Source organism: Bradyrhizobium sp. USDA 4474 (assembly GCF_054057515.1).
In genome coordinates this window covers 6645302-6668286 of record NZ_JBSRZJ010000002.1, presented here as the reverse complement: position 1 = coordinate 6668286, position 22985 = coordinate 6645302, and the positions used below count along the sequence as shown (strand labels likewise).

Sequence of the window (22985 nt, the reverse complement as noted above, 5' to 3'; positions counted from 1 at the left end):
CTCCATCAGTAGCGCGCGGACAGCACGAGATAGGCCGCGCGTCCCGGTGCCTCCAGCACGAAAGGCGCAACACTCTGGTACAGCGCGTCGTAGTAGCGCTTGTCGAAGATGTTGTTGACGAACAGCTTCACCTGCCAGTTCTTGTTGATCTTCGCTTCCGCGAACGCATCGAAGCGCCAGTAGCCGGGGATCGACGTGCCCTGGTTGGCCGCGAGCAAGGTGCCGCCGTACACCTTCGAGCGATATACCGCCTGCCCGCCGAGCTCCCAGACGTCGGTGAGCTGGTATTTCGACAGCAGGCTGAACGACTGGTGCGCGATGTTGGCGAGCGGCAGGCCGACATTCGACGCATAGAGCTTGCTGTTGGCGGGTGGCGCGAGCGACTTCATGACCTCCGACTGCATGAGCACCAGGCCGCCGAACACGCTCCACTTGTCGGTGATCTTGCCGCCGACGCCGAGATCGATGCCGCGGACGCGGTAAGCGGCGCCGGCCGTGATACACGAGACGGTGGTCGACGGGGCCACGGGAGCATAGGTGCAGCCCAGCGCGGCGGCGGCGGCCGTGCTGCCGACATTCTGCGCCTCGCGCGCGTTATCCTTCGTCGTCTGGAACAGGGCGGCGGTCAGCAGCAGGTGGCGATCGAACAACTCCCACTTGGTGCCGAGTTCAATGGCCTTGTTCTTTTCCGGCCCGAAGATCTGGTTATTGCCACCAGCGAGATTCGGATTGATGCCGCCATAAGCGGTGCTGGTACCGTCGAACTCCGAGCCGACCGGGTTCGCCGAGGTCGCGTAGGCCACGTAGACGCTGCCATTGGGCAGCGGCTTCAGCGTGAGACCGAGGTTGAAATCCGGAACCAGGAATTCGGCGGACTGCTGACCGAAGGCACCAGCCGCGGTGAACGCCGAGGTCTTGATGTTGTAGTCGTCGTAGCGGAAACCGCCGTTGAGGATCAGAACGTCGCGATAATTCGCGCTGTCCATGACGTAGCCGCTGACGGTCTCGATTCCGATCTTGGTGGGCCGGCCCGTAAGCCCACCGGGAATCGGGAATGGATTGTCGGTATATTGGGGCCAGAAGACGCTGACGCCGGGCAAGGACCCGGTCCCGGTGAAAGCTGTCGCCCCCGTCGTGATCTCGGAGCCGAGCCCCGTGTAGCTATCAATCGACGATCGTTCGTTGTCGTATTCTATGCCGGCGAGCAGCGTGTGTTTGAAGCCCGCATAATCATCGAACTTGTACGTCGCCTCGGTCTGATTGGCGAACACATCCGTGGCCTGATACCGGCTCTGCGGGTTGGCCGACAACGTCCACAATGCCGGACTGTTGCTCGTTATAACCGGCGATTCCGGCAATGTGCCAATGTAGTTCTGTGTGGAGTGCGATTCCCGGATCCTGTTGGTGAGCAACAGATCCGGCGTGACCTGGACTTCCGCATTGATCGAGCCGATGTCCTGGCCGGTCCGGTAGAAGTCGCGATTGACGAAACCGTAGAAATTGTTTCGGTTGACACCGAAATCAGGGAACGGACCGCCGGCGGTACTCGCCGTGCTCGGCCGATAATAGGGCACGCCGAAATCGGGAATGCCGGTCAACTCGGTGTGGATGTAGTTTCCCGTGATCTTGATCGCATCGGTCGGCTTCCAGGTCGTCGCCACGAAAGCACCGTCGCGATTGTCCTTGATCCGGTCTCGGCCCGCCACGTCAGCATCCTGGAACAGACCGCCAGTGCGAACGGCAAGCGTCGGGTTGATCACCTGATTGACGTCGAGCGTGACACGCTTGGTCTGGTCGGTGCCAAACGTCGTGTCCATGTTGTAGAAGCTCTTCTCGGTCGCGGCCTGCTTGGTGACGATGTTGATCGCCCCACCGGCCGTGCCGCGGCCCGCGAAGGACGACGCAGGACCGCGCAGGATCTCGACCTGCTCTGTGAAGAAGTTCTCGCGTACGCTGACACCTGCATCGCGCACGCCGTCGATGAAGACGTCGTTGCGGGCGTCGAAACCGCGGATGAAAAAACGGTCGCCGAACGCGTTGCCGCCCTCACCCGTTCCGAGCGTCACGCCGGCCGTGCTGAGGATCGCCTGCTTCAGCGTGGTGGCGTTCTTGTCCTCGAGCACTTCCTTGCTGAGAACCGTGATCGATTTCGGCGTGTCGACCAGCTTCTCCGGGAATTTGCCGCCGGCCTGGACATGATCGACCTTGTAGGGCGCTGCCTGATCCGCAAAGGGATTGCGATCGGCCGCCGGCGCGGACGTATCGACGACCGGGGCCACTGCTGCCTGCTGACGCTGTTGTGCGGCACGGCGCAATGCGTTGCGGGCGCGGACCTGATCGGGCGTCGGCTTCGCCGTGGTGGAGCGCGGCCGCTCCTTCGGCGCATCGACATTCACGGGCGGCAGTGTTGATTGCTGAGCCTGCGCTGCGCTCGATACGGACGCGACCGCAATCAAGCTTGCGACGGTGGAAACAGTCTTGCCGGTTGCGGCATCGAAACTGCTGCCCAATGAAGTCCGTGCCGCAGTCGAACGCAACGACCGCGGAGCCCTCGCCATACCCATCCTGTGTCCCATTCCCATTCTGCAACGTGTCGCATTGCAAACATGCGACGCGCTGGTCGTATCGAGCGGGGCCATGAGGGTCAACGCAATCACGCCATCTGCATCCTTGAATCCATCCAGATCAAAACGATTCTAAACTGCAGTTTGAAACCGTTCTAAACTCAGGCTTGCAAGTGGCGCGACACGGATGCAGTCGGACACTGCACGATGTCTTCACGCATCGTTTCGCGCAGCCGTCAGTCGCTGATCGGCGGCTTCATCAGCGAGAACAATTCATCAACGGTGCGCTGCGCCGTCGCGCGCACATGATCGGAGTTCTCCATGCCTGCGATGTTGACGCCTTTGACGACGGCTTTGATCTCATCGCGGAAGTCGGTGAGGAAGCGCAACGGATCGCGCTGCTCATTGGCGACACGCGCGATCAAACCCGTGATCAGAATCTGACACGCGATCAGCTTGCCGTTCAGTTCGTCCATCCCGCACTCCTGTTGTGGCGGCGCTGATATGAACGACGGTGATTTTAGTGACAACCGAAACACCGCGTGGCCGGTTTAGAACCGTTCTTGCCAGGGTCAGCCCTTCTCACGCACAGAACGCATCGCTGGCACCGCGCACCGTCGTCTCACGCCGTGCGCGAGCATTTCCTGTCTCTTGCACGCTCCTCGTTTGCGACACGAAATGCAGCGCTGCACACTGCGTCGGCATCCGTTCGCCTACAGGGTGCAAAGCTTTCCAATTGTTTAGGATTCTCAACTGATAGTGCTGTTTACACTGGAACTTGGCGTGTATTATACAAGCCGTTCTGGAACCCTTTGATCGCCCCGCAATTCGTTGTTTTGGGCATACAAGCCGATACGCTTACATATGAAAAAGTCACGGCCGATCCTATGGATTGTCATCATCGCAGCCGTGGCCGGTGGCGGTTATTACGGCTGGCAGCGATTCTCGGCCGCTGAGGCAGCGAAGGCCCAGGCCGCGCAAAAGGGTGCGCCGCGGGTCGCCGCCGTGCCCGTCAGCATTGCGCCGGTCCAGAAGGCCGACTTCCCGGTCTACCTGACCGGCCTCGGCACCGTGCAGGGCTTCAACACCGTACAAGTCCGGACCCGGGTCGATGGCCAGATCGACAAGATCGCCTTCACCGAAGGCCAAATGGTCAACCAGGGCGATCTCCTGGTCGAGATCGACCCGCGCCCGTTCCAGGCCGCCCTCGATCAAGCCAAGGCCAAGAAGTCGCAGGACGAGGCCAACCTCGCCAACGCCAATCTCGATCTTCAGCGCTATACCAAGCTCGGCGAATTCGCGACGCGGCAGCAGACCGATACGCAACGCTCGACTGTCGCCCAGCTGACCGCACAGATCGCAGCCGACGAAGCCGCGATCGCCAACGCCCAGACGCAGCTCGACTACACCCAGGTCAAATCGCCGATCACCGGCGTCGCCGGCCTGCGCCAGGTCGACATCGGCAATATCGTCAATGCCTCGAGCCAGACCGGCATCGTCACCATCGCTCAGGTCGAGCCGATCACGGTGATCTTCACCGCGCCTGAAGAACAACTGCCTTACATCAGCGAGGGCCAGCAGTCCGGCGACCTCAAGGTGATCGCGTTCACCACCGACGGCAAGAAGACGCTGGCTGAAGGCAAGCTCGCCGTCATCAACAACCAGGTCGACACGACCAGCGGGACTATCAGGCTCAAGGCGGTGTTCGACAACAAGGAACACACGCTGTGGCCGGGACAATCGGTCTCGACACGCCTCCTGGTGCGGACGCTGAAAGACGCGACCATCGTCCCCGATGACGCGGTTCAGCATTCCACCAACGGCCTCTACGCTTATACCGTCGGTCCGGACAACAAGGCCGAGGTTCACAAGATCAGGGTCAGCTACGCCATCGACGGGCGTTCGGTCGTCGATGAAGGATTGAGCCCCGGCCAGCAGGTGATCACCGGCGGTCAGTACAAAGTCCAGCCCGGAAGCGTCGTTTCGACGACCGTGGCGAGCTCGGATCCGGTCCAGAAAAGCAAGGTTCAGCAGGAATGACCGAAGGCGGGATTTCGGCACCTTTCATCCGTTATCCCATCGGCACATCGCTGCTGATGGCCGGCATCCTGTTTGTCGGTCTCGTGGCCTATCCACTGCTGCCGGTCGCACCGCTGCCGCAGGTGGACTTCCCGACCATCCAGATCACGGCCAATTTGCCGGGCGGCAGCCCGGAGACGATGGCCTCGTCGGTCGCGCAGCCGCTGGAGCGCCAGTTCGCCCCAGATTCCCGGCATCGCGCAGATGACCTCGACGAGCTATCTGGGCACCGCCTCGATCACCATCCAGTTCGACCTCAACCGCAGCATCGACGGTGCGGCGAACGACGTGCAGGGCGCGATCAACGCCGCCAGCGGCCAGTTGCCGAAGAACCTGCCCTCGCCGCCGACCTATCGCAAGGTCAACCCGGCCGACGCGCCGATCCTGCTGCTCTCGGCGACGTCGGACACGCTGCCGCTGACCAGCGTCAGCGACGCGGTCGACGCCCAGCTCGCCCAGCAGATCAGCCAGCTCTCCGGTGTGGCCCAGGTCTTCATCGGCGGCCAGCAGAAGCCGTCCGTGCGCGTCCAGGTCGATCCGGGCAAGCTCGTTGCCAAGGGTCTGTCGCTGGAAGACGTTCGCAGCGCGATCGGCATCACCACGGTCGACAGCCCCAAGGGCAATATCGACGGCGATAAGCGCGCCTATACGATCTATGCCAACGATCAATTGCTGCAGTCCAAGGACTGGAACGACGTCATCATCGCCTACCGCAACGGTGGTCCATTGCGGATCAAGGACATCGGCCAGGCGGTCACCGGTCCTGAGGACGCCAAACAGGCGGCATGGGCCAACGGCAAGCGCGGCGTGTTCCTGGTCGTGTTCAAGCAGCCCGGCGCCAACGTCATCGAGACCGTCGACCGGATCAAGGCGACACTGCCCCGGCTGGTCGCGGCGATCCCGCCCGCGATCAAGATCGAGCTGATCAGCGACCGCACCACGACGATCCGCGCCGCAGTCGAGGACGTCCAGTTCACGCTGCTGCTGACCATTTTCCTCGTGGTCATGGTGATCTTCGTCTTCCTGCGCAGCTTCTGGGCGACCGTGATTCCGGCCATCACGGTGCCGCTGGCGCTGCTGGGCGCCTGCGCGCTGATGTGGGTGTTCGGCTATTCGCTCGACAATCTGTCGCTCATGGCGCTCACGATCGCGGTCGGCTTCGTCGTCGACGACGCCATCGTGATGCTCGAGAACATCACGCGCTACATCGAGGAAGGCGAAAAGCCGCTCGCCGCCGCCTTCAGGGGCTCCAAGGAGATCGGCTTCACCATCATGTCAATCAGCATCTCGCTGGTTGCGGTGCTGATCCCGCTGCTCCTGATGGGAGGCATCATCGGCCGCCTGTTCCGCGAATTCGCGGTCGTGCTGGCGATGACGATCTTCGTCTCGATGTTCGTGTCGCTGACGCTGACGCCGATGATGGCCTCGCGCTTCCTGCGCGCACATGGCGAGGTGACCCATGGCAGATTTTACCAATGGAGCGAACGCGCCTTCGACGCGCTGCTGCGCGGCTATGAATACGGGCTCGACCATGCGCTGGCTTGGCGCCGCACCACGCTTACGATCTTCTTCGCGACGCTGGCGCTATCGATTTACCTGTTCGTCCTGATCCCGAAAGGCTTCTTCCCGCAGCAGGACGTCGGCCTGATCACCGCGACCTCCGAGGCGTCGCAGGACATTTCCTTCAAGGAAATGCTCAACCGCCAGCAGGAACTCGGAAAGATCATCATGGCCGATCCCGACGTCGCCAGCGTCGCGATGGCGATCGGCGGCAGCGGTCGTGCCGGCAATAACGGCAATCTGTTCATCACCTTGAAGCCCCGCGACGAGCGGGACGCATCTGCGCAAGAGATCATCGCGCGGCTGCGTCCCAAATTCGACAAGGTGCAAGGCGCCCGCCTCTACATGCAGGCGGCGCAGGACGTGCGGCTCGGCGGCCGACCGACGCGCACGCAGTTCGAGTTCACCCTGCAGGACGCCGATCTCGGCGAGCTCAATTCGTGGGCGCCGAAGATCCTCGCCAAGATGCAGACGCTGCCGCAGCTGCGCGACGTCGCGACCGACCAGCAGACCCAGGGCACCACGGTCCAGCTCAACATCAACCGCGACACCGCCTCGCGCTACGGCATCCAGCCGCAGCTGATCGACGACACGCTCTACGACGCGTTCGGCCAGCGTCAGGTCGCGCAGTATTTCACCCAGCTCAACAGCTACCATGTGATCCTGGAAATCCTGCCGGAGATGCAGGGCAGCCTCGAGTCGCTCAACAAGCTCTATCTGAAGTCGCCGTTGACCGGCGACCAAGTGCCGCTGTCGACCTTCGCGAGCTGGACCACCGATCCGGTCCGCCCGCTCTCGATCAGCCATCAGGGCCAGTTCCCGGCGATCACCATCAGCTTCAACCTCGCGCCGGATGTCGCGCTTGGACAGGCCACCGTCGCTGTGCAGAAGGCGATGGCCGATCTCGGCGCGCCGGCGACGCTGAACTCCAGCTTCCAGGGCACGGCGCAGGCGTTCCAGCAGTCGCTGGGCACGGTGCCGCTCCTGATTCTCGCGGCACTGGTCGTGGTCTATCTGATCCTCGGCATTCTCTACGAGAGCTACATCCATCCGATCACGATTCTGTCGACCCTGCCCTCGGCCGGCGTCGGCGCGCTGCTGATCCTGATGGCCGCTGGATTCGACTTCAGCCTCATTGCCTTGATCGGAATCATTCTGCTGATCGGCATCGTGAAGAAGAACGGCATCATGATGGTCGACTTCGCCATCGCCGCCGAACGCGACGAGCACAAGACGCCGGAGGAATCGATCCGCCAGGCCGCGCTGCTGCGCTTCCGACCGATCATGATGACGACGATGGCCGCACTGCTCGGCGGCGTTCCGCTGATGCTCGGCCACGGCACCGGCGCCGAAATTCGCCAGCCGCTCGGCTATGCCATGGTCGGCGGCCTGATCGTCAGCCAGGCGCTGACGCTGTTCACCACGCCGGTCGTTTATCTCTACCTCGACAAGTTCTCGAACCTGTTCAAGGGCAACTCGGCCGAGGATCAAGGCCACGACGCGGCCGCGCACGGCACCGTCAAGGAAGCCGCCGAGTAAGCTTGCGTCGGGCCAAGCCCGACGCTACAGCCAAATCCTCGGTTCACGCCAACGCGGTCTTGCCATGCCCATGCAATCCAGACTTGTCGCCCTCGCCGCCGCTGTCCTGATGTCGACGGGCGGCGCGTACGCCCAGCAAGGCGCCAAGAAGAACGCGGCTCCGCCTGCCGCGGCCGCACAGCCTGTGGCCGCGCCGACCCAGCCGCAGGCCGAAGGCGCAGCGCCGCAGCCCGGCTGGATCGCGCGCTGCACCAGCGCGAGCCGCGATGCTCCTCTCGAATGCGCGATCGAGCAGAACGCCGTCCTCACCAAGACCGGCCAGACCATCGTGCTGATCAACATCCGCGTCGCGCCCGACACCCGGACGCCGGTCGCGCTGCTCCAGCTGCCGCTCGGCCTCAACATCCCGCTCGGCGCCAAGCTCCAGGTCGACGAGGGCAAGACGGTCGATCTCCAGATCCAGACCTGCGAGAACCGCGGTTGCTACGCCTCGACCCCGATCGCGCCGGACCTGCTTGCAAGCCTGAAGTCAGGCAAGCAATTGAAGGTCTCGTTCCAGAACATGGCGAACGAAACGATCGCGATCCCGATGCCGCTGAATGATTTCGCGGCGGCCTACGACAAGATCAAGTAGTTCACCACGCGCCGGTTGCTCGCAGCGGGGCGGCTTTCCGAGCCGTGCGGGCTGGGCTAGTCTGCCGTCGGCGGGGCCGGACATGACGGTGGAACATGACGCGCGAGAAGTCAGGTCTCAATCGGCTTGGTCTCCCGGTCATCCTGTTTGGGATGATCGGCGCCGCCGCGAGCGCGCAGACCCAACTACAGCCGCCGACTGCGCCGGCGGTTGAGCCCACGGTGCATGACGCAAAGGTGCGGCCCCGCAACGACCTCACCGACGGCAAATTCTCCCAGACGCCAGATTCCGGCGCGTCGACGTCCACGTCCGACGTGAAGCGCATTCGCACGACGCGCGAACGCATCACCGATGGCTCCGCGCCCCCCGCGGTCGCGCCACTGCAACCGCCGCCAGCGAAGCCGTGAGGCGGTTCAGCCTGCGTCACTCGCCCGCAGCAGCGTGGTGAAGCCACCATAGATCATGCGCTTGCCGTCGAACGGCATGTCCGAGCCCTTGAGCCTCGGATCGGCCATCACCTTCTTGTTGACGGCATCGCGGGTCTCGCGGTCGCGGTAAACGATCCAGGAGAACACCACGACCTCGTCCTCACTCGCCATCACGGCGCGCGGAAAAGACGTGAGCTTGCCATGAGGCACGTCGTCGCCGATGCATTCGACATAATCGAGCGCGCCATGCTCCATCCACACCGCGCAGGCCGTTCGCGCCAGCGCCGTGTAGGCCCCGATCTTGTCCTTCGGCACGGCGAGCACAAAACCATCGACATAGGGCATTACGGATCTCCCAGGGGTTGTGTGTCCCCAGGACGATCGGCGGAGCAGCGATCCGACTGGCGATGGGCGATATTCCGGTGAGGCAAACCGGCGCGATCCCTGGCGCGGCAAGCGGCCTGATATCGGGCAATTCAGGAGTTCGGACAGCGCCTGGAACTGGCTGGGGAACCTGGATTCGAACCAAGACAAACAGAGTCAGAGTCTGTTGTGCTACCGTTACACCATTCCCCAACGGAATAGTCGAACAAATTCAATATCATACTGATTTGTCCGACTGCGGCCGGAAGCGCTGACAGCGCAAATCACGGCTCAGGCGTGCAGCCTTCTACCTGCTCGTCCCCGGGCTGGCAAGCGCTGGGTGGATCACCAGCTTCCTCCATCTTGATATTGGCGGCCTTGATCACCTGCCGCGGCGCGGACGGCTAGAACGCGACCTCGTACATCCCAAGGATCGCGTCCCGGCTGAGATCGCGCGGGTTGTTGTCGAGCAGGCGCCTGATGGCATACGCCTCGTCCGCCATCACGCCGAGATCGGCCTTGGGCACGCCGAGTGCCGACAGCCGCATCTCGACGCCGAGATTCTTGCAGAACGCGTAGGTCGCATCGAACGCAAGCTTGGCATCGTTCCGCTCCGGCAGGCCGAGTGCCGCCAGCACCGCAAGCGTCTTCCCCTCCTCCGCGGGCATGTTGAACGCCAGCGTGTGCGGGAAGATCATCGCGCAGGCGAGACCGTGGGCGATGTGATGACGCGTGCCGAGCGGATAGGCCACCGCATGACCGGCGGTGGTGTTCACCGGGCCGAGGCAATAGCCGCCATAGAGCGAGGCGAGCGAGAGGCCGGCGCGGGCCTCGCGATCGCCGCCATCGGCCACCGCGCGCTTCAGATAACGCCCGACCAGCCGCGCGCCCTCGAGCGCATAGAGGTCGATCGTCGGATGCGCCTTGCGGCTCGTGTAGGCCTCGACGCAATGCGCCAGCGCATCGACCCCGGTGGCGGCCGTGATCTCCTTCGGCACCGTCATCGTCAGGTCGGGATCGACGATGGCGATATCGGCCAGCATGAAGCGGCTCTGCACCGCCTGCTTGTTCTGGCTGACGGGATCAGTCACCAGCGCGCGGGTGCCGGCCTCGCTGCCGGTGCCCGAGGTGGTCGGGATCTGCATCAGCGCGACGCTGCGGCCCGCGACCTTTTCCGGCCCGACGATGTCGGCAAAGGCGACATCACCGCTGCACATCACCGCAACCAGCTTGGCGAGATCCATCGCGCTGCCGCCGCCGAAGCCGACGACGAGATCGGGCCTGGCTTGTTTCGCCATCGCCACCGCCTTCTCGAGATTGGGCAGATCGGGCTCCGGCTTCACCTCGCCGAACACTTTCACGGCGCCCGGCAGCGCCAGCTTGTCGACGCGGCGCGCATTGAACGGGTCGGAGATCACCAGCGGACGCTTGGCGCCGATCCGTTCGGCAAAGCGCGCAGCCGCCGTGATCGTGCCGTTGCCGAACTCCAGGATGGTGGGGCGGAGAATTTCGATGGGCGTGAAGGCGTTGGTCATCTCAGGCTCGATCTCTTGACTTGGAAACACCGGCGGCGAGCCGCTCGGCATAGTCGATGGCCTCGATCAGGCTGTGCTCGTTGGCGATGCCCTTGCCGGCGATGTCGAAGGCGGTGCCGTGATCGACGGAGGTGCGGATGATCGGCAGGCCCAGTGTGATGTTGACGCCGGAGAGCTCCTGCCAGCGGCCGGTGGCGGGATCGACCTGGAAGCCGAGCAGCTTAACCGGAATGTGCCCCTGATCGTGATACATCGCGACCGCCGCATCGAACTGGCCGGCGCGCAGCTTGACGAAGATGGTGTCGCCCGGCACGGGACCGACCACGTCGAGGCCGTCGGCGACGGCCTTGGCAATCGTCGGCGCAGAGACGTCGATATCCTGCCGTCCGAACAGACCGCCCTCCCCGGCATGCGGGTTGAGCGCGGCGATCGCGATCTTCGGCTTGGCGATCCCGAGCCGCAGCAGCGCGTCGTTGGTGAGATCGATCACCATGCGCAGCCGCTCCGGTGTCAGGCGCTTCGGCACGTCCTCCAGCGCGACGTGGGTCGAGACATGGCTGACGCGCATATTGCCGTGGGCGAGCAGCATCACCGAGCCGCGGACGCCGGTGAGATGCGCCAGCATCTCGGTATGTCCAGGGAAATGATAGCCGGCCTTGTTGAGGGCTTCCTTGTTGAGCGGCGCGGTGACGATCGCCGCGGTGCGCCCGGCCTGTGTCAGCCGCACGCCCTGCTCGATCGCCTTGTAGGCAAAGCGGCCGCCGTCGGCGCTCAGCACGCCCGGCTTGATCGGATCACCCTCGGCATCGGCCTGCAGATAGCAGAGGTTGGGCCAATCGCGGTCGTCGGCCGTGACTTGCGGGATTGCAACGTCCGCGCCGATCGCGGCCTTCGCGCCGTCCAGTGCCGCGCCGCTGCCGATGATCAGCAGGCGAAGATCGCCTTTCGCGATCCGCTCCTTCAAGCCGAGGCAGGACTTGACGATGATCTCCGGCCCGATCCCGGCGGGATCGCCCATGGTGATGGCAAGGTGACGAGAGGTCATGATGGACTCTCCATGTTGAGCAATTGATTGTCTCGAAGCAGATCGCGCCACAGCTCGCGCGTGCCGAACGCTCCGGATTTCGAGATGACGTCGACGCCGGCCCAGCGGCCACCTTGCAGCACCGAACGCGGAAGGCCCGGCACGATGCGCCCTGTCACCTGAAGCGCATGCGCACCGAGTGCAAGGCATGCGGCCTTCAGGGTCTCGCCGCCGGCAACGATCAGCGTTCCCGGAGGATCGAGCGCCGCCGTCAGCGCCGTCAATTCGCGCGCAATCCGCTGCGCGGCGCCGGCGCGCGACAGTCCTTCGGCAAGAGAGAACTTCACCAACGCCACGTTGTCTTCGGCCAATTTGCGTTGAACGATTGCGCTACCCTCGCCCTCGGCGAGCGCGACGGTGACGTCGCCACAGGCATCCAGCTGTGCCGCGGTGGCGGCCTGGTCCGAGCCAAACAGGCCCAGCACCGGCAGCTTCAACTTCGAACGCGCGTCCGACCGGTGGCCGCGCGCGAGCGCGGCGGCGAGCCCACCGCTGCCGCACCACAGCACCGGCCCCGGCATGCGCTGTGCCATCTCGACGACGCGATCGAGATCGAGATCGCTCTCGGCATCGAACACCTGAACGCCGCCTTGCGCCAGGGTATCGGGGCCGCCCCGTCGCGCCTTGATGCCGCCCCGCTTCAATTGATCCAGCAGATTGTCGCCGACGCGATGCCAGTCCCCCGCCACGGTGCGCGCATATTGCTGGGCATCGACAGTGCGGCGGCCCTGATAGCCGAAGGCAGGCGCAACCACGCACGACGTCCAATGCCCGGTGCTCAGGCAGGCGCCGAGCTCGGCCGCCCAGGCACCGCGAAGCAAGCTGTCGATTTTCTTATAGGCGATCTCGCCGTCGCGAAGCAACGACACCAGCCGAGTGACGATCTCGACGCTTTCGGCTTTCGAACGCTCCCGGGTGCCGCTGTCGACCGCGAGGCTTGCAGAGCTGGAACGCGGAGGCGCATCCGCCCAGATCACATCGAACGGCCCGCACAGACCCACGAATTCCGCCGCGGTATCGAGCGCACCGGTGAGATCGTCGGCGAGCATGCGGACGCGTGTCATCGACATGCCGCTCCCCTTTACGCGGCTGACGCGAATGCGGCGGCCGTCGCGAGCAGCTCCTTCCGTTGCGCCGCCGGCAACGTCTCGAGCGGCGGCCGCAGGCGCTGCCAGCCGGCGTGACCGGTGCGCTCGGCCATCAGCGCCTTCAGGGACGGCATCTGGGCGAAGCGCGAGACCAGTTCGCGCGCCTTCACGATGCGCCCCTGCGCCGCCTTCAGCGCCGCATCGTCGTCGCTGTCTCGGAAATGCTTGAAGACATAGGCGAGATCGCGCGCGACGAGGTTCGAGGTCGCGGTGATGCAGCCACCGCCGCCCTTGCGCAGCAGCGGCAGCAGCAGCGGGTCGGCGCCCGTCAGCACCGAGAAGCCGGGGAAGCGCTCGACCATCGCCGTCATGTTGGCGAAGTCGCCAGAGGAGTCCTTGATGCCGACGATGGTCGTGGGATAGGCCGCCCGCAACCGTTCGATCAGCGCATGCGAGATCGGCTGCATCGACATTTGCGGGATGTGATAGAGCACGATCTTGAGCTTGGCATGACCAATGCGCTGGATGATCTCGCTGTAGGCGGCATAAACGCCGTCGTCGCTGACGTTCTTGTAGTAGAACGGCGGCAGCATCACCACGGTGTCGACCCCGACGGAGAGCGCGTGGCGGGTCAACGCGACGGTGTCGGTGAACGCAGCGACGCCGGTGCCCGGCAGCAGCTGGTTCGGCCTGATGCCGCCGGCGACCACGGCCTCCAGCAGCGCGGTGCGTTCGGCAACCGAGAAGGAGTTCGCTTCGCCCGTGGTGCCGAGCATCGCAATGGCATCGCAACCTTCGTCCAGGAGATAGCGGCAGTGCGCGATGAAGCGCGTATGATCGGGCGCAAGCTCGGCGTCGAGCGGTGTCAGCGCGGCGGAGAACACGCCAAGGGGGTGCAAGGACTGCGGGTGCAAGGACTGGGGATGCAGCGATGATGCGGACAAGGCTTCCTCCGATCGGTCAGATCGATATTGTTCGGAATGCGAACATTTGTTATGATATGCTCCGTTGGTAAGATCAGGCTGCCGCCGCGTCAAGGGCTGTGGCAGTCAGGCAGGGCATTCACGCATGGCCAAGGTCGAAAAGAAGACGGCAAAGCGCGCATCCGACGCGGCTCCCAAGACATCGGACACCAAAAATCCCAAGAACCATGTCGCTTCGGTCGGCAAGGCCTTTGCCGTGCTCAAGAGTTTCAGCAGCGAGGCGTTCGAGCTGACGCTCAGTGAAGTTGCCGTCCGCGCCGATCTCGATCGCGGCACGGCGTTCCGGCTGATCCAGACCTTGATCGAGCTTGGCTATCTGCAGGCGGTGCCGCAGAGCCGCCGGTTCCGCCTCGGTCTCGCCTGCCTCGACCTCGGCTATACCGTGCTGTCGCACGGATCCTTGCGCACCATCGTCGAGCCGATGCTGCGCGACCTGGTGCCTGATGTCGGTGATGCGGCCTCGCTCGGCATCCTCGATGGCGGCGATGTCATCTATCTCGCGCGTGTCAGCGCGGGTCTCGACCGCTACAAGATGGACCGCCGGCCCGGCACGCGCATCCCCGCCTACAGCGCCGCGCTTGGCCATGCCATGCTGGCGCATCTTGAGCGCGACGAGCAGATCCAGCGGCTGGAGTCGCGCCCCCGCGTCAAGCTCTCGGAGCGGACGCTGACCGATCTCGATGCCTTGCTGGCCCGGCTCGATCAGGTGAAGAAGAAAGGCCACGCCGTCTCCGATGGCGAGAACGCCTATGGCCTGCGTACACTGGCGACGCCGATCCTCGACGCACAGGGTTCAGTGATCGCGGGGCTGAGCGTCACGGTCGATGCAGCTCGTATGGATATGCCGACTTTTCGCGACCAGGTCCTGCCAAGGCTGACGCAGCTGACGCACAAGGTGCAGGACATCACGATCAAGTCGGGCATGTCGAGCTGAGCGCTCAAGCCTGATCCCGACGTCGGCTATTCCGGGACGAGGGTAGCAAGCGCGGATTCGATGATGGTGATTTCCCGGCTCACCTGCGCGACCGCCTGCTTGGGATCGACGCCGGTCACAGCTACCAGTTGCCGCAGCAGATCCTGGCGATGCGCCAGAATATTCTCCAGCGCATCGCGATCGTTCAGCCTCACATAGCCCTCAACGATCAATTCGACGGAACGGAACATGGCACTCACAATGCGAAGCTGTTTTCTGATCGGTCGAAACTATCGCGCTGGCGCGCGGCTGCGGGAATCAAGTGGCATAAACCTTGACAGGTAAGATTAATGGTCGTGCAACGCATTGGCTAAACAGCGATGCGGTCGAAGTCGGCGGCAATCCGGACGTTCGGAAACATCCTGGCTGCTTCCGCCAGGATCTCGTCATCCTCATAGCGGCCTGACAGATGCGTCAGCACAAGCTGCCGGACATTATTCCCAGCCGCGAACCTCGCCGCCTCGGCCGCGGTGAGATGGCCGTAGTCTCGTGCCGTCGCCGCGTCCCGATCCAGAAACGTCGCCTCGATCACCAGCAGATCGGCATCCGTCACGTGCTTCGAGAGTCCCTCGGTGGTCTCGGTGTCGCCGATGACGACCAGCTTCCTGCCGCCGCTGGGAGGGCCGAGGACCTCCTCGGGATCGATCGTTCGGCCGCCTTCAACCGTGACCGGCCGACCCGCGGCCAGTTCTCCGCGCATGGGGCCATCGGGCACGCCAAGTGCGGACAGTCGATCGGACAGAAGATGGCGCCGCGCGCGACTCTGGAATGAGAAGCCAAAACTGTCGGTGTCGCGATGGCGGACCGGAAAACAGTCGATCGTGAAGTCGCCTGCGTCGGCGACCTGCCCTTCGAACAGCGGCACGAACTCGATCGCGATCGGCGCCCGGCCCGCGCCCCAAAGGCCTGCAAGCAAGCGGATGACCACGTCGAGCGTTTCAGGCCCGCCATGAATGGTCATCAATTCGGAGGTCTGCCGCAGCCCCAAGGTCGAGAACAGGCCGGGGATACCGAGCACGTGATCGAGATGACCATGCGTGAGCAAAATGCGATCAAGCCGCCGAAAGCCGGCGCCACTCCGCAGCAGCTGGCGCTGCGTACCTTCGCCGCAATCGATCAGCACGCGTTTGCCCGCGACCTCCAGGAGGATTGCCGGATGATTGCGCTCTGCCGAGGGAACGCTGGCCGAGGTGCCGAGAAATGTCAGGGCGAACATGCGTGACTCGTTTTCGAGGAGGCCGCTGAGCCCTAGCCTTGCTCCGACTGCGCCTCGACGGCCTGCACGGCGACATCGGCAACCTGCCGCAACGCTTCGCGATCCGACCCTGACGAGGCCATCACGCCCATGCCGACAGAGACCGCCGAAACGTAGCGCGCGAGCGCGGCGGGATCCGACGTCGGCTTGAGATCACCTTCCGCCTTGGCGCGCACAAAGCGGTCGCGGAGCTGGTCTTCGTTCTGGGCACGGCGGGTGGCGAGTTCGAAGGGGACGTTTTCGGATCCGGTGCCGCAGGCGATACCGCCCTGCACGAGCAGGCAGCCGGGCGGATTGGCGGGGTCGGTCTGCTTTTCGGCGATGCCCTTCAGCATTCGCTCGGCGACCTCGCGGGCAGTCGGCGCCGCGACGACTTCATCCATCCACGCACCGCGCAGTTTGGTGTAGCGGTCGAGGGCAGCCTTCAGCAGGCCCTCCTTGTTGCCGAAACAGGCGTAAAGGCTCGGCGGGTTGATGCCCATGGCCTCCGTGAGCTGGGCAATCGTGGCGCCCTCATAGCCATGGCGCCAAAACACTTCCATCGCCTGATCCAGCGCGATGTCGGCGTCGAATTCTCGGGGGCGTCCCATGCCCATGTGCCTGTCTCCTTGGAATGGCGGCTCGCCCCAACCTAACGCCACATTCTATCTAATTGTTCTAGCTTTCTTTTCCCTTCCGCCTTCCGATATCTGCGGTAAGCGGCTACAATTTTCTTAGTGAATGATACATAAGTCTCTTGCGCTGCGATATCCAGCTCCACATCTGTAGTGAACATTACATATCTGGAGCGCGCAAATGCCCCCCTCCCCAAGCACCTCGCGTCCCCGCCGTCTCCGCCGCATGCTCGGCGGCGTTGCTGCCATGGGCACCCTCGCCATAGCCGGCTCCCTCGCGACGGGGCACTACTTCCGTTCAGCGCAAGCGACCGCAACAGCGGCCGCGGCTGAGCAGGCCGTCTCCGTGACCGTCGCGATGATCGAGCCGAAGCAGACCGTGCTGTGGGACGATTTTTCCGGCCGGTTAGAGGCCATCCAGCGCGTCGAGCTTCGTCCGCGTGTGGCGGGTGCGATCCTCTCCACCAACTTCACGGAGGGCGCGCTCGTGAAGGCGGGCGACGTCCTGTTCAAGATCGATCCTGCGCCCTATGAGGCCGAGGTCGACAAGGCCAACGCGCAGCTCGAAGCCGCAAAGGCGCGCGCGGTGTTCACCCAGAGCGAGCTCGACCGCGGCGCGCAGCTGGTCGGCAATGCCGTGGTGACGCGGCGCGACTACGACCAGCGCGACAACGCCAATCGCGAAGCCATCGCCAACGTCAAGGCGGCGGAAGCGACGCTCCAGACCGCAAAGCTCAATCTCGACTACACGGAAGTGCGCGCGCCCGTGGACGGCCGCGTCGGCAAGATCGAGGTCACCGTCGGCAATCTCGTCGCCGCGGGCACTGCTTCGCCAGTGCTGACGTCGCTGGTCTCGGTCAATCCGATCTACGCGTCGTTCGATGCTGACGAGGAGGTCGTGCTGCGGGCGCTGAACGCGATCGCAGACGGCACCGGCAAGCGCGGCAATCTCGACCAGATCCCGGTGGAGATGGCGACCTCAGGCGGTCTCTCCGCCAAGGGCCACATCCAGCTGATCGACAACCAGGTCAACGGCCACAGCGGCACCATCCGTGTGCGCGCGGTATTCCCCAACGACGACGGGCGTCTCATTCCCGGCCAGTTCGCTCGCGTGCGCATGGGCCAGCCGAAGCAGCAGACGCTCGTGATGATCGACGAGCGCGCGATCGGCACCGACCAGGATAAGAAGTTCGTGATGGCCGTCGGCGACGACAGCCGCGCGGTCTATCGGCCGATCACGCTCGGTGGCTCGGTCGACGGCCTTCGCATCGTGACGGCGGGCCTCAAGACCGGCGACCGCATCGTCGTCAACGGACTGCAGCGCGTGCGCCCCGGGGCCCTCCTCAAGACCGAGGTGGCTGCGATGGGCGCGCGCGGACAGCAGGCCTCCAACCACAGTAACCAGGACGTGGTGCAACGCTAGTTGCGTTGCCGGGACACGCGACACGCGCCCGGAACGACGACTTGACGACCAAGGCATCGCATCTCGATTCCGCGTTCGCGGGCAAAGCCCACGTCCCGGACAACGGGATAGCTGTCGCTCGCGCAGGGGCAAGACCATGAATCTCTCAAAGTTCTTCATCGATCGTCCGATTTTCGCCGGCGTGCTGTCGGTCGTGATTTTCCTGGCCGGGCTGATCTCGCTGCTGGCAATGCCGATTTCGGAATACCCCGACGTCGTGCCGCCCTCCGTCGTGGTGCGCGCGACCTATCCCGGGGCCAATCCCAAGGTCATCGCGGAGACCGTGGCTACTCCTATCGAGGAGCAGATCAACGGCGTCGAGAACATGCTGTACATGTCGAGCCAGGCGACCACCGACGGCGCGATGACGCTGACGGTGACGTTCCGGCTCGGCACCGACCCCGACAAGGCGACGCAGCTGGTGCAGAACCGCGTGCAGCAGGCCGAGCCGCGTCTTCCGGCCGTGGTCCGTCAGCTCGGCATCATCACCAAGAAATCGTCGCCCGACCTCACCATGGTGGTGCATCTGTTGTCGCCGAACAACCGCTACGACATGACTTACTTGCGCAACTACGCGGTGCTCAACGTCAAGGACCGTCTCGCGCGCATCGACGGCGTCGGCGACGTCCAGCTCTACGGCGCCGGCGACTATTCGATGCGGGTCTGGGTCGATCCGCAAAAGGCGGCCGAGCACGGCCTGACGGCAAGCGACATCGTTAAGGCGATCCAGGCGCAGAACGTCGAGGCTGCGGCCGGCGTGGTCGGCTCGTCGCCGAACGTCAAAGGAATCGATCTGCAACTGTCCGTCAATGCCGAGGGACGGCTCGGCAACGAAGAGCAGTTCGGCGACATCGTGGTCAAGACGGGCTCGCAGGGCGAGGTCGTGCGCCTGCGCGACGTCGCGCGTATCGAGCTCGGCGCATCCGAATATGGCCTGCGCTCGCTGCTCGACAACAAGCAGGCGGTGGCGATCCCGATCTTCCAGGCACCAGGCTCCAACGCGCTCGAAATTTCCGATCACGTCCGCGCCACCATGGCCGAGATCAAGAAGAACATGCCGGAGGGCGTGTCGTACCAGATCGTCTACGATCCCACCCAGTTCGTTCGCTCCTCGATCGAGGCCGTGATCCACACCCTGCTGGAGGCGATCGCGCTGGTGGTGCTGGTGGTGATCCTGTTCCTCCAGACCTGGCGCGCTTCGATCATCCCCCTGCTCGCTGTCCCCGTGTCGATCGTCGGCACCTTCGCGGTGATGCATCTGTTTGGCTTTTCCATCAACGCGCTCAGCCTGTTTGGCCTGGTGCTCGCCATCGGCATCGTCGTCGACGACGCCATCGTCGTGGTCGAGAACGTCGAGCGCAACATCGAGGGCGGGCTGTCGCCCCGCGACGCGACCTATCAGGCGATGCGCGAGGTGTCCGGGCCGATCATCGCGATCGCCATGGTGCTGATCGCGGTATTCGTTCCGCTCGCCTTCATCTCCGGTCTTACCGGTCAGTTCTACAAGCAGTTCGCGTTGACCATCGCGATCTCGACCGTGATCTCGGCGGTGAACTCGCTAACGTTGTCGCCGGCCCTGTCGGCGCTGCTGCTCAAGGGCCATAACGAGCCGAAGGACCGGCCGACGATCGTCATGGAGAAGAGCCTCGGCTGGTTCTTCCGCCGCTTCAACCGTGCCTTCACCTACTCCTCCAACAGCTACAGCGGCACGGTCACCAAGGTGATCTCGGGCAAGGCTGCCGTGATGGGCCTCTACGTAGCGCTGGTCGGCCTCACCGCCTTGCTTTTCCAGCAGGTGCCTGGTGGATTCGTGCCCGGCCAGGACAAGCAATATCTTGTTGGATTCGCTCGCTTGCCCGATGGCGCCACGCTGGATCGCACGGAAGAAGTGATCCGTAAAATGAGCGACATCGCACTAACCCAACAAGGCGTCGAAAGCTCCGTCGCCTTCCCTGGCCTGTCCATCTCCGGCTTCACCAACTCGTCCAACGCCGGCATCGTGTTCTCGACCCTGAAGCCGTTCGATGAGCGCAAGAGCCCGGCCCTGAGCGGCAATGCGATCGCGGCCGATCTCAACAAGAAGTACGCCGGCATCCAGGAAGCCTTCATCGCCATGTTCCCGCCGCCGCCGGTCAACGGCCTCGGCACCATCGGCGGCTTCAAGCTGCAGATCGAGGACCGCGCCGGTCTCGGCTACGAGGCGCTGAACGACGCAACGAAGGCGTTCATGGCGGCGATGCAGAAGGCGCCGGAGATCGCCGGCGTGTTTTCGAGCTTCCAGGTCAACGTGCCGCAGTTGTTCGCCGATATCGACCGCACCAAGGCGCTCCAGCTCGGTGTACCCGTGACTGAAGTCTTCAACACGCTCCAGATCTACCTCGGCTCCTACTACGTCAACGACTTCAACAAGTTTGGCCGCACCTATTCCGTCTATGTCCAGGCCGATGCGCCGTTCCGCGCCCGCGCCGACGACATCAGGCAGTTGAAGGTGCGTTCGTCCTCCGGCGACATGGTGCCGTTGTCGGCGCTGATGACGATCCGCCAGAGCGCGGGGCCTGAGCGCGCGATCCGCTACAACGGATTCCTGTCGTCCGACATCAACGCGGCGGCGGCCCCCGGCTTCTCGTCGGGCCAGGCACAGGAGGCAGCCACGCGGATTGCGGCGGAGACATTGCCGCCCGGCTTTGCCTTCGAATGGACCGACCTGACCTATCAGGAGTTCCTCGCCGGCAATTCCGGCCTCTGGGTCTTCCCGCTCGCGATCCTGCTGGTGTTCCTGGTCTTGGCAGCGCTCTATGAGAGCCTGACGCTCCCGCTCTCGATCATCATGATCGTGCCGATGGGGCTGCTGGCCGCCATGTTCGGCGTGTGGCTCTCGAAGGGTGACAACAACGTCTTCACCCAGATCGGCTTGATCGTGCTTGTCGGCCTCTCCGCCAAGAACGCCATCCTGATCGTCGAATTCGCGCGCGAGCTTGAATTCGCCGGGCGCACCCCGATCCGGGCTGCGATCGAGGCGAGCCGGCTGCGGCTGCGCCCGATCCTGATGACGTCGATGGCCTTCATCATGGGCGTCCTGCCGCTGGTGCTCTCGACCGGCGCCGGCTCCGAGATGCGCCGTGCGATGGGCGTCGCCGTGTTCTCGGGCATGATCGGCGTCACCGTGTTCGGCCTGTTCCTGACGCCGGTGTTTTATGTGCTGCTGCGGACGATCACCGGCATGAAGCCGCTGGTCCATCATGGCAGCGATATCGGCGCGGCGGCAGCCCAAGGTTCGATCACCCGTCCCGGCCACTAGATGGCGGCGCGTTGTGGGTGGCCGGCGGGCGGTCAGTTTCCCACACCGCCCTGCCGGCACTGTCGGCCCAAACCGCGGCGCGATCGATCTCGCGCCCGCCATCGTCCTCGCGCGGATCCAGGATTGGCGCTCGCGCAGATCATCGCGCCAGACGAACAGGTGCCTCGCCACCTCGTCGGTGACGTCGAAGGTGGCCTTGGCATGATCGAAGACCATGCCGTCCGGATCGATGCCGACCGGGTCGACGATACGACTGCCCTAGGCGCGCCGCGGCACGATCGCGATCGGCGTGAAAGTGTAAACCTCCTCGCCGTTCTGGTTGAACATCGTCCATTTCACCAAGGCGATGCCCTGCGGCTTCGACTTCGATGGCGTCAGGCTCATGACCTCGCCGACCAGATGCAGCCGGTCATTCGGCCGCACCGGGAGGGTCCAGCGCAACCCATCAACGCCGGCACCGATCAGGGGGTGTGGCCCGAAGGGACGGGTCTGGATCGCGAGGTTCATGGCGATCGCCGCGGTGTGCCATCCTGATGCAGCCAGGCCCTTGAACAGGGTCGCCTTGGCGGCTTCGTGATCGAGATGCATCGGTTGCGGGTCGAACTCGGCCGCAAACCGCTTGATGTCGGCTTCGCTGACCTCGACCTCCGGCGATTTGAAACGCATGCCAATGGTGAGATCGTCGAACCAAGCGACCTGTGCCATGATTTTGCCTCGAAATGTGATGCGCCGCGCGCGATACGCGTGACGAAAATAGTGATTGCCGGCCCGGGTGTAGCGGTTTGGCTGCTCCGGGACCAGACCCGGTTCCTGGCGAAACCTCTTTCCCAAATCGACGAAATACGCCTGAAACAGATCGCCGGTTAAGTGATCGCCAAAATCATACAGGGACGTGCGTCATGCAATTCATCCTCGACCTGATCAGGGAATATGCTTGCTGTCAGCATCTCGTCGCCCAGCCACTCGGGAGCGACGAGCTATGATCGAACTGATCTCAGCCCTTCTCGCCCTGTGCAGCATCGGCGTATTTGCGGCGCACGCGCTGGACGCCTACCGCACCACGCACCTCTGATCGACCGACCCGCCAGCTCTGACCACTAGAACGGTCGCCGGTAAAAGTGCTCTGAATGCGTTGCCGGTGGGAACCGGTTGGCGAGCGCCAGTGCTCCCTTCTCGTCGGTCTCGAGCGCGATCTTCTGGGCCAGCATCACATCGCCCGGCACGAGGAAGCCTGACGGGACGAAGCACCACCCCATCGTCGCAATCCCGGCCTCATCGACCTCGTGGACGTTGGCGGCGGTGCCGTAGTGAATGCGATAGCGCTTGCCGCTGTCGCAGCCGATCACGTCAAAATGCCGGTGCTGCTCGAATTGGGCACGCTGCTCCTCAGACAGCCATTCGGCCAATAGCCGCCTGCCCCGCGCCTCAGGCGTGTTCTCGCCAAAGAAGCGACGGTAGAGCTCGCGGAGCGCGTGCAGACGCGCTCGCGCGGGCGCGCCGAGCCTGAAGACCGCGATCATCGGCCG

The 22985-nt window shown here is 64.1% G+C and carries 18 protein-coding genes, 1 tRNA gene and 1 pseudogene; 7 read left to right on the top strand and 13 right to left on the bottom strand.

Annotated elements, in window-relative coordinates:
• Positions 1-5 precede the first annotated feature (5 nt).
• Both ACVW16_RS32835 and ACVW16_RS32830 read right to left on the bottom strand, forming a co-directional pair.
• Positions 6-2564: a TonB-dependent receptor domain-containing protein gene (locus ACVW16_RS32835; RefSeq protein WP_456734856.1), complete on the bottom strand. Its 2559-nt coding sequence runs from the start codon at positions 2562-2564 to the stop codon at positions 6-8.
• A gap of 236 nt (positions 2565-2800) precedes the next feature.
• Positions 2801-3040, bottom strand: a complete 240-nt coding sequence (locus ACVW16_RS32830) for a hypothetical protein (RefSeq protein ID WP_092230377.1) — start codon at positions 3038-3040, stop codon at positions 2801-2803.
• 388 nt (positions 3041-3428) lie between these two features.
• On the opposite strand from ACVW16_RS32830, the gene ACVW16_RS32825 reads away from it, so the two are divergent.
• From ACVW16_RS32825 to ACVW16_RS32810, 4 genes and pseudogenes are all read left to right on the top strand, one after another.
• Positions 3429-4604, top strand: coding sequence for an efflux RND transporter periplasmic adaptor subunit (locus ACVW16_RS32825; RefSeq protein WP_456734855.1), 1176 nt, complete (start codon positions 3429-3431; stop codon positions 4602-4604).
• Positions 4601-7742: pseudogene (locus tag ACVW16_RS32820) on the top strand (multidrug efflux RND transporter permease subunit). The gene ACVW16_RS32825 and the pseudogene ACVW16_RS32820 overlap by 4 nt, the downstream one beginning before the upstream one ends.
• Positions 7743-7806: 64 nt before the next feature.
• Entirely contained in the window at positions 7807-8376 is a 570-nt protein-coding gene (locus ACVW16_RS32815; RefSeq protein WP_456734853.1) for an invasion associated locus B family protein, read from the top strand.
• 95 nt (positions 8377-8471) lie between these two features.
• On the top strand, positions 8472-8783 hold the full coding sequence (locus ACVW16_RS32810; protein WP_456703111.1) for a hypothetical protein: 312 nt from the start codon (positions 8472-8474) through the stop codon (positions 8781-8783).
• Between the two features lie 6 nt (positions 8784-8789).
• Here ACVW16_RS32810 and ACVW16_RS32805 read toward each other — a convergent pair whose 3' ends face one another.
• The 6 genes from ACVW16_RS32805 to ACVW16_RS32780 all read right to left on the bottom strand — a co-directional run bounded on the left by ACVW16_RS32805 (position 8790) and on the right by ACVW16_RS32780 (position 13788).
• A complete protein-coding gene (locus ACVW16_RS32805) occupies positions 8790-9149 on the bottom strand; it encodes a DUF1428 domain-containing protein (RefSeq protein ID WP_456703110.1) in 360 nt (119 codons plus the stop codon).
• A 157-nt stretch (positions 9150-9306) separates the two neighbouring features.
• A tRNA-Gln gene (locus ACVW16_RS32800) sits at positions 9307-9380 on the bottom strand.
• 191 nt (positions 9381-9571) lie between these two features.
• Entirely contained in the window at positions 9572-10702 is a 1131-nt protein-coding gene (locus tag ACVW16_RS32795; RefSeq protein WP_456734852.1) for an iron-containing alcohol dehydrogenase, read from the bottom strand.
• Position 10703: 1 nt separating this feature from the next.
• Positions 10704-11747, bottom strand: coding sequence for a 4-hydroxythreonine-4-phosphate dehydrogenase PdxA (gene pdxA, locus ACVW16_RS32790; RefSeq protein WP_456703108.1), 1044 nt, complete (start codon positions 11745-11747; stop codon positions 10704-10706).
• Complete coding sequence (locus ACVW16_RS32785) at positions 11744-12850, bottom strand: four-carbon acid sugar kinase family protein (protein ID WP_456738154.1); 1107 nt, start codon at positions 12848-12850, stop codon at positions 11744-11746. Before ACVW16_RS32785 ends, pdxA begins: the two co-directional genes overlap by 4 nt.
• A 17-nt stretch (positions 12851-12867) precedes the next feature.
• Positions 12868-13788 (bottom strand): dihydrodipicolinate synthase family protein, encoded by a 921-nt coding sequence (locus ACVW16_RS32780; RefSeq protein WP_456738153.1) that lies wholly within the window; start codon positions 13786-13788, stop codon positions 12868-12870.
• A gap of 154 nt (positions 13789-13942) precedes the next feature.
• Between ACVW16_RS32780 and ACVW16_RS32775 the strand changes: the two genes are divergently transcribed.
• Positions 13943-14791, top strand: coding sequence for an IclR family transcriptional regulator (locus ACVW16_RS32775; protein WP_456734851.1), 849 nt, complete (start codon positions 13943-13945; stop codon positions 14789-14791).
• Positions 14792-14817: 26 nt separating this feature from the next.
• Here the strand turns inward: ACVW16_RS32775 and ACVW16_RS32770 are convergent, their stop codons facing one another.
• From ACVW16_RS32770 to ACVW16_RS32760, 3 genes are all read right to left on the bottom strand, one after another.
• Positions 14818-15021 carry a hypothetical protein gene (locus tag ACVW16_RS32770; RefSeq protein ID WP_456734850.1) on the bottom strand — a complete coding sequence of 68 codons (204 nt, stop codon included), beginning with the start codon at positions 15019-15021 and terminating at the stop codon, positions 14818-14820.
• A gap of 119 nt (positions 15022-15140) precedes the next feature.
• Complete coding sequence (gene rnz, locus ACVW16_RS32765; protein WP_456734849.1) at positions 15141-16046, bottom strand: ribonuclease Z; 906 nt, start codon at positions 16044-16046, stop codon at positions 15141-15143.
• A gap of 32 nt (positions 16047-16078) precedes the next feature.
• Entirely contained in the window at positions 16079-16681 is a 603-nt protein-coding gene (locus ACVW16_RS32760) for a TetR/AcrR family transcriptional regulator (protein ID WP_456703104.1), read from the bottom strand.
• A 199-nt stretch (positions 16682-16880) separates the two neighbouring features.
• On the opposite strand from ACVW16_RS32760, the gene ACVW16_RS32755 reads away from it, so the two are divergent.
• Positions 16881-18122: an efflux RND transporter periplasmic adaptor subunit gene (locus ACVW16_RS32755; RefSeq protein ID WP_456734848.1), complete on the top strand. Its 1242-nt coding sequence runs from the start codon at positions 16881-16883 to the stop codon at positions 18120-18122.
• Between the two features lie 136 nt (positions 18123-18258).
• A complete protein-coding gene (locus ACVW16_RS32750; protein ID WP_456734847.1) occupies positions 18259-21459 on the top strand; it encodes an efflux RND transporter permease subunit in 3201 nt (1066 codons plus the stop codon).
• Between the two features lie 258 nt (positions 21460-21717).
• On the opposite strand, the gene ACVW16_RS32745 is transcribed toward ACVW16_RS32750, so the two are convergent.
• Both ACVW16_RS32745 and ACVW16_RS32740 read right to left on the bottom strand, forming a co-directional pair.
• The gene (locus ACVW16_RS32745; protein ID WP_456703101.1) at positions 21718-22164 is read right to left on the bottom strand and encodes a MaoC family dehydratase; all 447 of its coding nucleotides are present in this window, start codon (positions 22162-22164) and stop codon (positions 21718-21720) included.
• A 392-nt stretch (positions 22165-22556) separates the two neighbouring features.
• Positions 22557-22979 carry a hypothetical protein gene (locus tag ACVW16_RS32740; protein WP_456703100.1) on the bottom strand — a complete coding sequence of 141 codons (423 nt, stop codon included), beginning with the start codon at positions 22977-22979 and terminating at the stop codon, positions 22557-22559.
• Positions 22980-22985 lie beyond the last annotated feature (6 nt).

Excerpts from the sequence above, each read along its gene's own strand:
- ACVW16_RS32835 (WP_456734856.1), bottom strand. The coding sequence starts at position 2,564 with ATGGGTATGGCGAGGGCTCCGCGGTCGTTGCGTTCGACTGCGGCACGG.
- ACVW16_RS32830 (WP_092230377.1), bottom strand. The coding sequence starts at position 3,040 with ATGGACGAACTGAACGGCAAGCTGATCGCGTGTCAGATTCTGATCACG.
- ACVW16_RS32825 (WP_456734855.1), top strand. The coding sequence starts at position 3,429 with ATGAAAAAGTCACGGCCGATCCTATGGATTGTCATCATCGCAGCCGTG.
- ACVW16_RS32815 (WP_456734853.1), top strand. The coding sequence starts at position 7,807 with ATGCCCATGCAATCCAGACTTGTCGCCCTCGCCGCCGCTGTCCTGATG.
- ACVW16_RS32810 (WP_456703111.1), top strand. The coding sequence starts at position 8,472 with ATGACGCGCGAGAAGTCAGGTCTCAATCGGCTTGGTCTCCCGGTCATC.
- ACVW16_RS32805 (WP_456703110.1), bottom strand. The coding sequence starts at position 9,149 with ATGCCCTATGTCGATGGTTTTGTGCTCGCCGTGCCGAAGGACAAGATC.
- ACVW16_RS32795 (WP_456734852.1), bottom strand. The coding sequence starts at position 10,702 with ATGACCAACGCCTTCACGCCCATCGAAATTCTCCGCCCCACCATCCTG.
- pdxA (WP_456703108.1), bottom strand. The coding sequence starts at position 11,747 with ATGACCTCTCGTCACCTTGCCATCACCATGGGCGATCCCGCCGGGATC.
- ACVW16_RS32785 (WP_456738154.1), bottom strand. The coding sequence starts at position 12,850 with ATGACACGCGTCCGCATGCTCGCCGACGATCTCACCGGTGCGCTCGAT.
- ACVW16_RS32775 (WP_456734851.1), top strand. The coding sequence starts at position 13,943 with ATGGCCAAGGTCGAAAAGAAGACGGCAAAGCGCGCATCCGACGCGGCT.
- ACVW16_RS32770 (WP_456734850.1), bottom strand. The coding sequence starts at position 15,021 with ATGTTCCGTTCCGTCGAATTGATCGTTGAGGGCTATGTGAGGCTGAAC.
- rnz (WP_456734849.1), bottom strand. The coding sequence starts at position 16,046 with ATGTTCGCCCTGACATTTCTCGGCACCTCGGCCAGCGTTCCCTCGGCA.
- ACVW16_RS32760 (WP_456703104.1), bottom strand. The coding sequence starts at position 16,681 with ATGGGCATGGGACGCCCCCGAGAATTCGACGCCGACATCGCGCTGGAT.
- ACVW16_RS32755 (WP_456734848.1), top strand. The coding sequence starts at position 16,881 with ATGCCCCCCTCCCCAAGCACCTCGCGTCCCCGCCGTCTCCGCCGCATG.
- ACVW16_RS32750 (WP_456734847.1), top strand. The coding sequence starts at position 18,259 with ATGAATCTCTCAAAGTTCTTCATCGATCGTCCGATTTTCGCCGGCGTG.
- ACVW16_RS32745 (WP_456703101.1), bottom strand. The coding sequence starts at position 22,164 with ATGGCACAGGTCGCTTGGTTCGACGATCTCACCATTGGCATGCGTTTC.
- ACVW16_RS32740 (WP_456703100.1), bottom strand. The coding sequence starts at position 22,979 with ATGATCGCGGTCTTCAGGCTCGGCGCGCCCGCGCGAGCGCGTCTGCAC.